This window comes from Clostridium weizhouense, from assembly GCF_019431045.1.
Classification (GTDB): domain Bacteria; phylum Bacillota; class Clostridia; order Clostridiales; family Clostridiaceae; genus Clostridium; species Clostridium weizhouense.
This window is the reverse complement of record NZ_JAHXPT010000021.1, coordinates 16,495-30,801: the sequence shown is the minus strand read 5'-3', so window position 1 is coordinate 30,801 and position 14,307 is coordinate 16,495. Positions and strand designations below refer to the sequence as shown.

Genomic DNA, 14,307 nt, shown 5'->3' with positions numbered 1-14,307 from the left:
AAGGTTTATATACAATAAAGAAATATTAGATAAGTAAATGTTAAAGAAACCACCGCGCTAGCGGTTTAGTGCTATTCCTATAATCACTAATACAAAAAATATTGTTACTATTATTTTGGTAATTTTATTCCATTTATCCTGTTTCCACATTAAATTTAATCTCTCCTTATACATTAACACGTTAATTAAATTATACACCCATTTTTATAAATACCTACGAATTTATGAAGTATTTAAATATTTTATAATTCTTTCTTCTATAATTCATGTTTTATTTAAAACACTATCTAATCAATAAATTCCTATTAAGAGCCATGCAAATAATGATGCCCATGCTCCTTAACTTAATACCATTTTCATTATTTCATTCATAAATTTCTCCTTTCTATTTTTTTGTATAAGAAAAGACACCTACATTTCTGTAAGTGCCTTGTACAAGTTCTTATTTCAAGTTTATCATTATATATATCTAAAGAACTACATTTGCAGGTATTTTAATTGTAACTTTTCCTGAAGGTTGAATATCACCAACATTAACTACAATGTTTTTAGAAGTTGAACTTGAATCAACTTTACCTTGAGTAGTTGTTACACCACTAACTATAAAATCAATGTGATTAGGAGCATTATCATTGATTACTACTGACTTAGCAACTTTATCACTTGTGTTAGTAACTTCTATTGTATATGTAAAGGTATCTCCTACATACACAGAATCTACATCTGCTGTTTTTACAACTTTTAATTGTGCCTCGGCAACTCCCTTAAATATTATAGATACTTGACCACTAGCATTATTAGTATTATCCCCTTTAGCATGAGCAATATTAACTATATTAGTTGGCTCTTCTGTTCCTGTAGATGTCCCACCACTATTATCTGTTGGATTAGTTGGAGTAGTATTTCCAGTATTAGTATCAGATGCCTTAGTTACAGTTACTGTACATGTAGCTTTTATTTCAGAATCTTTAATTTGTGCTGTTATTGTTGCTTGTCCTTCTTTTACCCCAGTTACATTTCCATTTTCATCTACTTTAGCTATGCTTTCATCACTTGATGACCAAACTACTTTTGCTCCAGTTGGTGTTGTAGTTGCTTTTAATTGTTTTAAATTACCTTCTTTTAAATTTAATGATGATTTATCTAATGATATTAATTGATTTTTTATATCTTCATTATATGCTAATAAAATACCATCCTTATCTATATCTATAGAATCAAAAACATGAGATGTATAAGTTTTAATTACAACAGTATGTTCTTTATCTTCTAATGAATCATTTTTATATACTAATATAGACAATCCATCATAATTATTAGCTTTTATTTCTTCTGGAGCATTTCCATCTATAGATATAGTTGGATTTTTACCATAATTATAAGCTCTATATATTAATGCAATTTTATTTTTAGTAAAATTAAATTTGATTTCTGAATATCCATTGTAACCAGTTTGATGTGCACTTCCACCGCTAAGGTTTTCATTTTTTGCCTCTCCTATTTCACCATAGTAAAATATTTTAGAATTATCATCTTCATATCTTTTCCATCCATCCTCTGGTTGCAATAATTGCTCCCCAACAGTAGCAGCATTAGCAACATAACAATTGCTAATTACCCCAATTCCCATAATAGTTAATACCATTACAAACATTATAAGTATTTTTTTAAAATAGTTTTTCATTCATTATTTCTCCCTTTGTCGAATTTTACCGAACATGTTCATTGATTATTTTAATTGTATTTTAGGTCAAATTCAATTAAAATCATACTACAAATTCCATCAAATATAATAAATTAAGTAAATTCTATAACTTTAAATTTAAAATTATAGAATTTACTTATAAAACCCTCTACCCGAACCATCATTTGTAAATATTTTAGAATAATATAAGCATTAAACTATAACTTGTTTCTCTATAAGACCCTTATCTAATAATACAATTTTAACTTTCTCTTTTAAGGTTAATAGATTAGGTATCTCTTCAAATATTACTTTATCAATTTCATTATTAACTCTAATTAGTCTTTTATTTTCTTCGTATTCAAACTATATAAGTTGAACTGCTCATTTTGATACTCTATAAATTTTCTCCTTATATTAAAATTATAAATCTCCTATTCTCATATAATAATAATTTTTCAAAATATATATCCTTTCAAATTTTATTGATATTTAACACTATTTCTCATAAAATTTCATAATATACAACAGAAAGACTTTAGGCTCAAAAAAAATGACTTAATTTAAATAAGTCATGCATGAACCTAAGAATTATTTTATAGGAGATGTAATTTAATGAAAAAAGGTCTAAAACTTTTATTTTCTTTAGCTGCAATAACTACACTAGCTGTTTCTTTAATTAGCTGTGGCTTTAATAAAAACTCCAAAACTGAAGATACAAACTCTAAAGTAACTGTTCGTTTAAATGAAGTAACTCGTTCTGTTTTTTATGCTCCAATGTATGTTGCAATGAGTGAAGGATTTTTTGATGAGGAAAATATAACCATCGATCTCCAAACTGGACAAGGCGCGGACAAAGTTATGCAGGCAGTTTTAAGCAATAATGCTGATGTTGGTTTTTGTGGACCAGAACAAGTAATCTACATTAATAATCAAGGAAGAGAAGATTATCCTGTACTATTTGGTCAACTTACTCAAAAGGATGGCTCTTTCTTCGTTGGAAGAACTGATGATGATAATTTTTCTTGGGATAAGATTAAAGGAAAAAATGTTATTGGTGGTAGACCTGGTGGAGTTCCTGGAATGGCTTTAGAATATGTTATGAAACATCATAATATTATCCCAGGTACTGATGTAAATATGGTAACTAATATAGATTTCGCTGCAACATCTGGCGCATTTAAAGGTGGTACTGGTGATTATGTCGCATTATTTGAACCTACTGCATCAATGCTTGAAAAAGAAGGAAGTGGATATATTCTTGCTTCTATAGGACAAGACTCTGGAGTTATCCCTTATACTTGTTTCTTCTCAACTAAATCCTATTTAGACAAAAATCCTAAGGTTATAGAGAATTTTACAAAAGCTATTTACAAAGGTCAACAATGGTACTTTAGTCACACACCTGAAGAAATTACAAACTCAATAATTAAATACTTCCCTGGTACCGATAGAGATATAATTATAAATGTTATTAAAAACTATAATAAAATTGATGCTTTAGCACATGATCCATCTATTAAAGAAGAAGATTTAAATAGATTAATGGATATAATTCAAGAATATGATAATTCATTAATTCCAACAAGACCTGATTTTAATAAAATAGTCGATAACACTTATGCAACTAATGCTGTTAAATAATATAATTTTAAAATTTAATCTTTGTGTAATACCAGATTAGAAAATTACTTCCAATATATATGTTCTAATTAAACGCTCTAATTAATTTAATGCATTTATAATTTTTATAGAGAATAAAAAGCTATATTAATATACTATCAACTTAGAAGCATATATAATAAATTTTCTATATAAGTTTCCCACTCTACTAATAAGCAATACTATATTATAAATATTCTAAAATTTATATTAATGAACAAACTTTATTGAAACTTATATACTTTAGTAAATTTAATTTACCAAAATAAAAGATTCAGATTTTCACTTAAGGTGGTGATTTCTTTGAGCTTACTAAAAATATCTGATTTGTCCATGAATTATCATTCAATCAAAGGAGAAACTAAAGCATTAAACAACATTAACTTTGAAGTTGATAATGAAGAATTCATTTCAATACTTGGTCCATCTGGATGTGGTAAATCTACACTTCTTAATATAATAAGTGGATTATTATCTCCTTCAAGTGGATCAGTTTTATATAAAAATGAAGATATAAAAAATAATTTAAATAAAATAGGATATATGTTTCAAAAAGATCATCTTTTTGAATGGTTAACTGTCTGGGATAATGTATTACTTGGATTAAAAATAAAAAAACAGATTACAAAAGAAAATATAGAAAGAGTTGATGCTCTACTAGAAACCTATGGATTATCAAAATTTAAAAATCATCATCCAAGTGAATTATCTGGTGGCATGAGGCAAAGAGTTGCTCTTATAAGAACATTAGCTTTAGATCCTGAAATTCTTTTTTTAGATGAACCTTTTTCTGCATTAGATTATCAATCAAGACTTTTAGTATGTGATGATGTTTTTAAAATAATAAAGAAAGAAAAGAAAACAGCCATAATGGTAACTCATGATATTGCTGAAGCTATATCAACTTCTAAAAGAATAATAGTTCTTTCTCAAAGACCAGCTCAAATAAAAAAAGAACTTTATATATCTTTTACAAAAGAAAATTTAACTCCTTTTGATAGAAGAAAAGAACCTGAATTTAAAGAATACTTTGATGATTTATGGAAGGAGTTGGATCAATGTAATGAGTAAAGAACATGAAAAATATTTAAAAGATTTAAAAAACAATAAGATAAAACTTAGAGTCACTAGAATCCTTATATTAGTTATTTTTATAGCTTTATGGGAAATAGCAGGAGATTTAAAATGGATTGATCCATTTTTAACTTCAACTCCCTCTAGAATGTGCAAATCTCTTGTAGCTTTTTATAATGATGGTACTTTATTAAGCCATATATGGATAACATGCTATGAAACCATTCTTGGCTTTACTTTAGGAACTGTTTTTGGAACTTTAATTGCAGTTATACTCTGGTGGTGTCCTTTTGGCTCTAAAGTATTAGAACCTTATTTAGTTGTGCTTAATGCTCTTCCAAAGGTTGCTTTAGCACCAATTATTATTTTCTGGGTTGGAAATGGTATGACTGCTATAATTGTCATAGCATTATTAATTTCAATAGTAACAACTATTATAAGTGTTCTAAGTGGATTTAATGAAATAGATAAAGATAAAATTATGCTAATGAAAACTTTTAGAGCATCTAAACTTCAAATATTAAAACATTTAGTCTTTCCATATTCTGTCCCTGTTTTAATATCTGCCTTAAAAATAAATGTTGGATTATCATGGGTAGGTGTAATTATGGGTGAATTTTTAGTAGCTAGAAAAGGTTTAGGATTTTTAATTGTATATGGTGGACAAATTGCTCAATTAGATATGGTTATGATGAGTATAGTTATACTTTCTGTAATTGCTTTCTTAATGTATGAAATAGTAGCTTTTGCACAAAAACTTTTAATTAAAAATAAATCTTTTGAAAAATAATCAAAATTTTTTTATATATTCTTTGTTTATATTATAGTTGGAAATTTTAGTTATAATACTGTCAATAACTGATTTTACAGCATTCTATGAAACAAAATTTCTTGTATATTTTTGTCATATAATTTTTTTATATGAATAACTAATTAAATACGAGCTTTAACTAGCAATTCTTAATATAACCATAATAATAAAAGATTCTTAGATATATTTCTATGAATCTTTTATTATTTTGACAAAATACACCTTTTACTTATGGACAAACTAGTGATAAATTATAATAGTATAAAAATTAATGATACATATAAATAATATTAGTAATCATTTATAATTAAAGTTTATTTTGTATCTATATTTTAATACGAATTTATAATTAAAAGGAGGAAAAAATGAAATTATTTAGAGAAGCACTAGTTATACTAATTATTTATTTAGTAGGAGAATTTTTATCATCATGGCTTAAATTACCTGTACCTGGTAATATTTTAGGAATGATTATACTTTTTGTATTACTATCTACTAAAGTAATTAAAGTTGATAATATCTCAAATATATCAAATTTTTTACTAAATCATTTAGCTTTCTTCTTTATTCCTGCTGGAGTAGGGCTTATGACCTCGCTAAATATAATAAAATCTAATTGGCTAAAATTACTTATAGTTTGTCTATCTACAACTATGATAATAATAGCTTCTACTGGATTAATAGTTCAATTTGTATCTAAACAATTAAAAAGTAAAAAAACTGAAAAGGGAAGTGACATCGTTGGAAATAATAACTAATAATATTTTATTTGGCTTAGTTCTTTCTTTAGTTGCTTTTGAAATAGGAATATTTATAAATAAAAAAACAGGAGTTCCTTTTTTAAATCCACTACTTATAGCAATCGCACTTATAATTTGTTTCCTATTTGCATTTAATATAGACTTTAATACTTATAATCAAGGTGGACAATTCATTAATATGTTTTTAGGGCCCTCAACCGTTGTACTAGCAGTACCTCTTTATAAACAAATAGAATTACTTAAGAAAAATGCTTTAGCAATCTTTTCTGGAGTATTTTTAGGTAGTATTATAGGTATGTTCTCTGTAATGGGAATATCTTATTTTGTTGGATTAGATTCTACTATAATAAAATCTTTAATACCTAAATCAGTAACAACACCAATTGGTATAGAAATAAGTAGTCAATTAGGGGGATTAGTTCCTATAACTGTACTTGCAATTATAATTACTGGAATTATTGGTGCTATATTAGGACCAGCTGTATGTAAATTATTTAGAATTAAAGATAAAGTGGCAATAGGAATATCTATTGGAACTGCTGCACATGCAGTAGGTACTACAAAAGCATTAGAACTTGGAGATACTGAAGGTGCTATGAGTAGTCTTTCAATAGGAGTTGCTGGACTTATGACAGTATTTATAGCTCCATTATCTTATCATATTGCAATCTTTATGTATCATTTTATGAAATAATATACATATATAAATTAAAATTTTTTCATTTATATAGATATATCAAGAATTATATAATTTTAAATAATAGTTCTAATATAAGTTTTTTATTTAATATGTCTTAATTTGATTAGAACATATCTATATTATAGTTATTCTGTAAAAATAAATGCTTAATTAAAAATAAGACTTATTTATGCATTTATTTTTAACAAATAGCTAGCAGCCATATATAACTAATGGTTGCAAACTCTTTGTTAACGTTTTCCAAAAAATCAGAAATGAGGTTAAACCCCATTTCTGATTTAGAGCCGCTTATATAAACTCTATTTTCCAATTATAATATCCTGTTTTTTCATCTCTTTCATATCTAAAATATGCTGAAAATGTATTTCCTTTTCTACTTTTTAGATTTCTAAAACCTACCTTACCATTCTTAAGCAACAATTCTACCATTTCTTTCGAAACTTTTTTACCAAAAGATAATATATATTTATCCTCTTTCCATATTGTGTATCTACAACCATTTTTCCAGTTTGTACATCCAAAATTCTTTTCATTTTCAACTACTGGATTACCACACACTGGACATTTTCCGATCTCCTCTTTGCCTTCTGGAAGTTCAACTTTAAATTTTGATAAAGCTGATGTATCATTCTTTATTTTATCAACAGCATTAGTTGTAAAATCACATATTAAATTCATAAAATCAGATTTTTTAAACTTTCCTTTTTCTATATCAGATAATGTACTTTCAAGTCTTCCTGTATATTCAAGATCTAAAAGTTCTTTAACTGGAAATATTTCAACTATATTTCTACCTAGTTGTGTACATATAAGGCTTTTTCCCTTAGGTGTTATGTATCCAATATCTTTAAGCTTTTTAATAGTTTCTGCTCTAGTAGCTGGAGTCCCTATACTGAACCCATTTAATATAGATTGCATCATTTCATCAGAATCTTCTTTTCCTTCTACACCTTTTCCACAGGTTTCCATAACTCTAAGCAAAGTCTTTTCTGTATGATGTTTTGGTGGTTTTTTAGTAACTTTATTTATTTTATTCAAAACTATATCTACATTTTCATCTACATTTACCATTGGAAGTATTGTGTCCTTTGTATCTATCTTTTCAACAACTCTCCAGCCTTCAATAAGTTGAACTTTTCCCTTTGATACAAATTCTCCTTTTACTTCTTGATTAGATGCTTTTAATCTTATCTTTGTTTCTTCAAACTCTGCAATAGGCATAAATTGCATTATAAATCTATTTTTAATAGCATTATAAACAATTTCTTCATCCTTACTAAGTCCTGTTGGCTTAATATATGTTGGTGTTATTGCACTATGGCTTTCAACCTTTGAATTATCAAATACTCTTTTAGTTTTTATAAATTTAATATCTTTTTCATAAGGTAATCCTACCTTTAATGTATTTAAAACCTTTCTTGCTCTGTCCTCTAAGCTCTCTTCTAATACAACGCTGGCAGTTCTAGGGTAAGTTGTATATTTCTTTTCATAAAGACTCTGTGCAACCTTTAATACCTTATCTGATGTCCACCCTTTATACTTACTTGTAATATAACCTTGCAAATTAGATAAGTTAAAAAGATAAGGTGGATAATCTTTTTTCTTTTCAGTCTGTTTGTCTATTATAGTAGCACTAGTTCCATCTAATAATTTTACTAATTTATCTAAAACATTTTTATCTTCAAACTTTTCAGATTCATTTTCATAATACAACCCTTCAAATTCTTCATTAGTTGAATTTTTAAAAGTTGATGTTAATTTATAATAAGTAGTAGCTTTAAAGTTTTCTATTTCCTTATCTCTATCATATATAATCTTTAAAGTTGGTAATAACACTCTTCCTATATTAATAGTCTTATTTTCTTCAAATTTATATTTTAATGTACTAACAGAAGTTAAATTAATACCAATAATCCAATCAGTCCATTGTCTACCTATTCCAGCATCTTGTAAAAACTGCATTTCTTTATTGTTTTTCAAGGCTTTCATACCCTTTTTAACTTCATCTGGAGTCCACTCATTTAATAACAATCTATAAATTGGTTTTTGTATATTTAAATAGCTAAACAATTCATCTGCAATTACTTGCCCTTCTCTATCAAAGTCTGTAGCTGAAATTACTCCATCTACGTCTTCTTGCTTTATTAAAGATTTTATTATATTAATTTGTTTAGCTGCTCCTTTATCTTCTACTGTTCTATCAATATTGTCACACTTTACTTTATACTGAAAAGATTCAGGTATGAATGGGAATTTTTCCATTCTCCACCCTTTCATATTCTCATCATAATCTTTTGCATCATATAGCTGTAGAAGATGACCAAAAGCCCAAGTAATATAGTAACCTTCCCCTGTAAAATATCCATCTTTTCTAGTCTTTATTTTTAACGCATCCGCAATATTTTTTGCAACAGAAGGTTTTTCTGCAATAATTACCTTTGCCATGCCTTACCTCCTTAGAATTACTATCTCTTATTATCATTTACCAACATATATATTAACATTAAAACAAAAATAAGGCCAGTTGATTAAAGTATTCTCTTTCCTCAACTGGCATTATTTTTTATAATTAATGCACATTTTTAAAAATAATATACAAGTATGCTGTTCTATTTTGTGTAATACTGCATCAGCAAATTTAGCTAATAACTCATTATTAACTAAATTTACTTCCTTTTCTAACATAAAATATACAACTCATCTTTAATCTATTATTTTGTTTCATATGCCTAAATATTTATTTTTGGTTATGTTTTAACTTCATAAAATAAAATCTACATCTCATTTAACATCCATATATAAAAATTTAATACTCCAGCATAAGTTAACCAAAGTAAATAAGGTATAAAAAGTATTCCAGCCTTTTTATCTTTATTATAAAACTTAATAAAAGTTAAAATAGCAAAGAATAATAATATTAATAACTCAATAAATGCTATTCCATATAATCTTAAACCAAAAAATATAAATGACCACAAAAAATTTAATAACAATTGTATAGAATAAGTAAATATAGCTGAGCTTGTATCAATCCCTTTATATTTAAGTATATAAACCCTATAACAAGCTACTCCTATTAATATATAAAGTATTGTCCATACAATTGGGAATACCCATTGTGGAGGTGAAAAAAAAGGCTTATTTAGCTTGCTATACACTTCTCCTATATATGGCATAATAATCGATATAAGATATGATACTAAAAGAGGTAAACCTACAGAAATTATAAGTGGTATAAAATATATCTTCTTTTCTTTCCTTTTTTCATCTTTCATATTAACACTCCATAACCTAAAATTTTATTTAAATATTAATTTCACTATTAAATATATGTTATATTTTTTTAATTATGTGCATTAACATATACCAAAGGTTACTTAACTGCTCTTCAATCAATAGATAACAATAAAGATTTAATGTATATTTATACAGAGTTTAATAATTCTTTTAGATCTTGAAAATTATATACTTTTCTATATATCTCTTTATATAAAAAATTTTCTGCACTACGCTCTTTTAATCTTATTTTTACAAACCAACTACATATTATCCTACATATAACTGATTTTAAAAATCTAAAAAAGCCATCCCCAAAAAATCTTTGAGATGACTTATTTATTATATGAACTAATGTTTTTTCACTTTATTCCATATAAATATCTGAAAATTCAACATCAACTTTTTCCTCTATATTATTCATTTCTATGCAATATTGAAGTTCTGTATCATATTCTTGCTTTGTAATCGGAAAATTTATAGTAAATAAATTTCCTTCTTCACCTGAAGTAAGGTCAATTTTACCACCTTGCAATTCTATAAGTGCTTTACTTAAAAATAGACCTAATCCACTTCCTTCTTTAAGTCTATTAAGAGATTTATTTATTTTAGTAAATTTATCAAATACATATGGAATAGTATCTTCTTCAATTCTATATCCATTATTTTGAACGTTTATTATTACATTGCTATATTTTACACTTATATATACTTGTATTTCTCCACCTTTTTTACCATACTTAACAGAATTTGATATAATATTTAATATGATTCTTTCTATCATATCTTTATCACATTTAACGTAAATTTCCTCGAATTCAGAATCAAATATTAAATTAATGCCTGCTTTATTTATATATTTATTACATGCTATAGAAATATTCTCCACAACTTCGACTATATTATAATTTTTAAAATCCGGTTTAAGATAACCTTCTGAAATTCTATTAGTATCAATAAAATTATTAATAGTTCTTATTAATCTTAAAGAATTCTGTTTTATTATTTTATTATTTTTCTTGATACTATCTATATTTTCTTGTTTTAAATATATTTCATTAAGTTGTATTGCTGAATAAATTAAATTTATAGGAGTTCTAAGTTCATGTGAAACATTTGAAAAGAACTGATTTTTTAATTCTTCTTCTCTTAAATATTTTTCTAGTTTATTTCTCATTATTTTAGTTTTGTTTAGTTCAGTTACATCATGTATATATATAAGCTTACTATTTTCATCAACATATACTATAAACAAATCAACCACCAAATTATTACATTTCATTTTTGCATCTGTAATATGAATTTCCCTATCATTAAATTCTTTTAGATCAAAATCAAAATGATTCTCTATAAATATATCTAATTCAATTCCTAAGATTTCTTCCTTGTTGATATAATTTAATAAACCTAAACCGGTTCTATTTATATATTCTAGTTTGTCTTCTGAAAATAAAAATACCCCATCATAAACAGAATCAATAAGTTTATTATATCTACTATGACTCTTTTCTATCATAATATTAGTATCATTTAAAATTCTATTTCTTTTTTTAATTGCAGTAAGTAATTCTATGTTTACTTTATTAGCTAACTCTAAATTTTTTCTCATACTTTTGACTGAATCACTTATAAACCAGCTAACAAAACCTCTGTATAATAAATATATTCCACTTAAATTTAGACATGCCGATATAACGAGGAATTCATTATATCCCTTTACCAAAGCTAAAGTGCTTATATGACCAAAAAACCTAAAAAATACATATACATACATTATTTTAAGTAAAAAATCACTTAATATTTTACCATAATTTAATAATGAAAATATCATAAAAAATGTTACTAAAGAAACTGTTAACAAATTAAAAATAATTACAGAATTTAAATCTTCATTACTATTAAATATATAAATATTATTAAATACATAAATGTTATTAAATAATATTAAAATCATAGCCCCAACAAATATATATACTATTACAGCCTTTTTTATATTTATTCGTTTATTAATAAAATAAAACCCTAAAGATAATATTGTAAATTCAAAACAATATAATATATTAGTAAAAAAAGTATAATAACCAACGGAAACCTGCTCAAATATATAACGTGGAAGAAATAAATTTAATATAGTAAATAAACATATAAAAATATTCTCTACCCCTAAGTATTCTACAATATGATTTTTCAAAACACTTATTTTTACTAAACATATATATGCAATTCCCATATTCACCGCTATATTTATGCAAATATTTATTGTATTATATAACTTATATTTTTTAGTAAAAAGAAAATATAAGTTATATATTATAAACATTATTAATCCTTCAATAGAAATAAATTCTAATTTTTCATTATTACTAAATCTTTTAATTAATGAATTTTCTTTACTTCTATTCATCGTTATTCTCCTTTTTAAATTTCATTGTTATATCAGTTCCTACTCCAGACTCTGTTTCTATATTAAGTGTACCATTTTGTAATTCTACTAACTTTTTAACTACAAAAAGACCTATTCCAGTCCCATTTTTAGAGGACACATTATCTTTTTTATCCATTGCATATTTACAAAATGCTTCTTTTATAAATTCTTTATTCATTCCAACTCCATTATCTATTACAGATATTTTAACTGCATCTTCTGTATCTTCTATATTAACATTTATCTTTCCATTTTTAGACGTAAACTTTATAGAATTAGAGATTAAATTTAGAATTATTCTTTGTATAAATTCAAAATCAAGATTTAAATAAATTTCTTCTTTATTAGTGTTAAATATCATCTGAACATTATTACTTCTAGCATAATCCACAAGTGATGTAACAACATCTTCTACCGCATCTACTACATTAATATTTTCTAGACTTGGCATTAAATAATCTGAATTTATTTTCGAACTATCAATAAGATTATTTGTTAATCTTATTAAAGAGATGCAATTCTTTTTACATATAAAGTTATATTTCTCCAAAGCTTGTACATCTTTTTTAGTCATATATATTTTTTCAAGTTGAGTTGCTGAATATATAACATTTATTGGTGTTTTTAAATCATGACTAATACTAGATAAAAATTCCGTTCTTATTTTTTCTTCAATTATTCTATTCTGAACTTCTTTTTTTATTTCTTCTGTCAATACTTTAGATGTATTATCTTCTATAAGTATTAAATCTTCCATTTTATCTTTATATATAGGTAAAAATTTAGCATTTATAAATTTATCTTCACTTCCTGCATTTAAAACTGCATTAAAATTAGTGTTCTTTACTTCATCTGAATTAACAAAATAAATATATTTACTTAACTTCTCATTAATTATCTCTTTTATATTCGAAACATTTACTAACTCTAAAAAAGCTTTATTAGTAAACAATACTCTATCATTTCTGGTACTAACTAATATAAGTGGATGTGGCATAAATCTAAAAAATGTTTCATATAAATACTCTTTATTTTTCAAACTATTAATTGATTTTTCAAGTTGATTATTTTTAACTAATATATCTTTTGATAAATTACTTAAACTTTCATTTTTTTTCATTAAAGATTTACATAAATGTTTATATGGATTCTTTATTAAATTAGTTGAAAATATATTCCAAAATATATTAAATGACACTAATATAAACAACTCTCTTAAATATATCAAAATACTTAATTCATATAAATTAAAATTATAAAGTATATTTGTTATAAAAATTAAACTTAAAATTAATAAATAACAAATTATAATATTAAAATTACTTTTATTTTTTATTGCCACTATATTTTTAACTGATTTTACTGCAAAAAAAATCTGAATAGAAAATAAAAATATTAAATTAATAGAATCTAGATTTTTATTAAACAAAATAAAAATACTACCAATAATAAGTTGTAAAATAATATATAATTTCGTATTTGTTTTTTCTTTTTTAACTTTATATTCTATAATCATAAAGCTTAAAAATATTTCTAAAAATATTATAATATTCGTAAATACATCCATTTCAATATCATAATTACATTTTAGTGATATGTTTGCCATATTTTTTATAAATATTGTTAAATATATAAGCATTGTTAAATAAGTAAAAATATAAATTTTCTGTATTACATGTTGGTTATACATTTGAGCTATTGGCTTTAATAAAATTACAAAAGCCAAACCACCTATTAAATAATAAGTTTTAAAAAATAAAATTAAAGTTAAGTAATCTCCTTTAAAAACTAAACTCATTATACAGTAAAATATTACACTTAAAAAGCAAGTCTTTATTACATTTTTTTGGTTAATAAATGTAACATTTCTTATTCTTTCATAATTCTCCATTATTTCCTCACCTTCTATTAATT

Annotated in this window: 11 protein-coding genes; 5 read left to right on the top strand and 6 right to left on the bottom strand. The window is 24.7% G+C overall.

The annotated features are described in order from the left end of the window. Positions 1-469: 469 nt before the first annotated feature. Positions 470-1,684, bottom strand: coding sequence for an Ig-like domain-containing protein (locus tag KYD98_RS17390; RefSeq protein ID WP_219781323.1), 1,215 nt, complete (start codon positions 1,682-1,684; stop codon positions 470-472). 615 nt (positions 1,685-2,299) lie between these two features. Here KYD98_RS17390 and KYD98_RS17385 point away from each other — a divergent pair. From KYD98_RS17385 to KYD98_RS17365, 5 genes are all read left to right on the top strand, one after another. After that, positions 2,300-3,328 carry an ABC transporter substrate-binding protein gene (locus KYD98_RS17385; RefSeq protein WP_219781322.1) on the top strand — a complete coding sequence of 343 codons (1,029 nt, stop codon included), beginning with the start codon at positions 2,300-2,302 and terminating at the stop codon, positions 3,326-3,328. Between the two features lie 321 nt (positions 3,329-3,649). After that, a complete protein-coding gene (locus KYD98_RS17380) occupies positions 3,650-4,417 on the top strand; it encodes an ABC transporter ATP-binding protein (RefSeq protein WP_219781321.1) in 768 nt (255 codons plus the stop codon). Continuing rightward, positions 4,410-5,210 (top strand): ABC transporter permease, encoded by an 801-nt coding sequence (locus tag KYD98_RS17375; protein ID WP_219781320.1) that lies wholly within the window; start codon positions 4,410-4,412, stop codon positions 5,208-5,210. Before KYD98_RS17380 ends, KYD98_RS17375 begins: the two co-directional genes overlap by 8 nt. A gap of 386 nt (positions 5,211-5,596) precedes the next feature. Beyond that, complete coding sequence (locus KYD98_RS17370) at positions 5,597-5,989, top strand: CidA/LrgA family protein (RefSeq protein WP_219781319.1); 393 nt, start codon at positions 5,597-5,599, stop codon at positions 5,987-5,989. Continuing rightward, positions 5,973-6,686, top strand: coding sequence for an LrgB family protein (locus tag KYD98_RS17365; protein ID WP_219781318.1), 714 nt, complete (start codon positions 5,973-5,975; stop codon positions 6,684-6,686). Before KYD98_RS17370 ends, KYD98_RS17365 begins: the two co-directional genes overlap by 17 nt. A 294-nt stretch (positions 6,687-6,980) precedes the next feature. On the opposite strand, the gene KYD98_RS17360 is transcribed toward KYD98_RS17365, so the two are convergent. From KYD98_RS17360 to KYD98_RS17345, 5 genes are all read right to left on the bottom strand, one after another. Then, positions 6,981-9,137 (bottom strand): type IA DNA topoisomerase, encoded by a 2,157-nt coding sequence (locus tag KYD98_RS17360; RefSeq protein WP_219781317.1) that lies wholly within the window; start codon positions 9,135-9,137, stop codon positions 6,981-6,983. A 111-nt stretch (positions 9,138-9,248) separates the two neighbouring features. After that, positions 9,249-9,377, bottom strand: a complete 129-nt coding sequence (locus KYD98_RS18330) for a hypothetical protein (RefSeq protein WP_258049906.1) — start codon at positions 9,375-9,377, stop codon at positions 9,249-9,251. 89 nt (positions 9,378-9,466) lie between these two features. Further along, positions 9,467-9,967 carry a TspO/MBR family protein gene (locus tag KYD98_RS17355; RefSeq protein WP_219781316.1) on the bottom strand — a complete coding sequence of 167 codons (501 nt, stop codon included), beginning with the start codon at positions 9,965-9,967 and terminating at the stop codon, positions 9,467-9,469. Positions 9,968-10,335: 368 nt separating this feature from the next. After that, complete coding sequence (locus tag KYD98_RS17350) at positions 10,336-12,372, bottom strand: sensor histidine kinase (protein WP_219781315.1); 2,037 nt, start codon at positions 12,370-12,372, stop codon at positions 10,336-10,338. Continuing rightward, positions 12,365-14,284, bottom strand: a complete 1,920-nt coding sequence (locus KYD98_RS17345; protein ID WP_219781314.1) for a sensor histidine kinase — start codon at positions 14,282-14,284, stop codon at positions 12,365-12,367. Before KYD98_RS17345 ends, KYD98_RS17350 begins: the two co-directional genes overlap by 8 nt. Between the last annotated feature and the right edge of the window lie 23 nt (positions 14,285-14,307).

Bases quoted from the DNA above. Each gene is read 5' to 3' on its own strand.
- KYD98_RS17390 (WP_219781323.1), bottom strand. From the start codon at position 1,684: ATGAAAAACTATTTTAAAAAAATACTTATAATGTTTGTAATGGTATTA.
- KYD98_RS17385 (WP_219781322.1), top strand. From the start codon at position 2,300: ATGAAAAAAGGTCTAAAACTTTTATTTTCTTTAGCTGCAATAACTACA.
- KYD98_RS17375 (WP_219781320.1), top strand. From the start codon at position 4,410: ATGAGTAAAGAACATGAAAAATATTTAAAAGATTTAAAAAACAATAAG.
- KYD98_RS17370 (WP_219781319.1), top strand. From the start codon at position 5,597: ATGAAATTATTTAGAGAAGCACTAGTTATACTAATTATTTATTTAGTA.
- KYD98_RS17360 (WP_219781317.1), bottom strand. From the start codon at position 9,137: ATGGCAAAGGTAATTATTGCAGAAAAACCTTCTGTTGCAAAAAATATT.
- KYD98_RS18330 (WP_258049906.1), bottom strand. From the start codon at position 9,377: ATGTTAGAAAAGGAAGTAAATTTAGTTAATAATGAGTTATTAGCTAAA.
- KYD98_RS17355 (WP_219781316.1), bottom strand. From the start codon at position 9,967: ATGAAAGATGAAAAAAGGAAAGAAAAGAAGATATATTTTATACCACTT.
- KYD98_RS17350 (WP_219781315.1), bottom strand. From the start codon at position 12,372: ATGAATAGAAGTAAAGAAAATTCATTAATTAAAAGATTTAGTAATAAT.
- KYD98_RS17345 (WP_219781314.1), bottom strand. From the start codon at position 14,284: ATGGAGAATTATGAAAGAATAAGAAATGTTACATTTATTAACCAAAAA.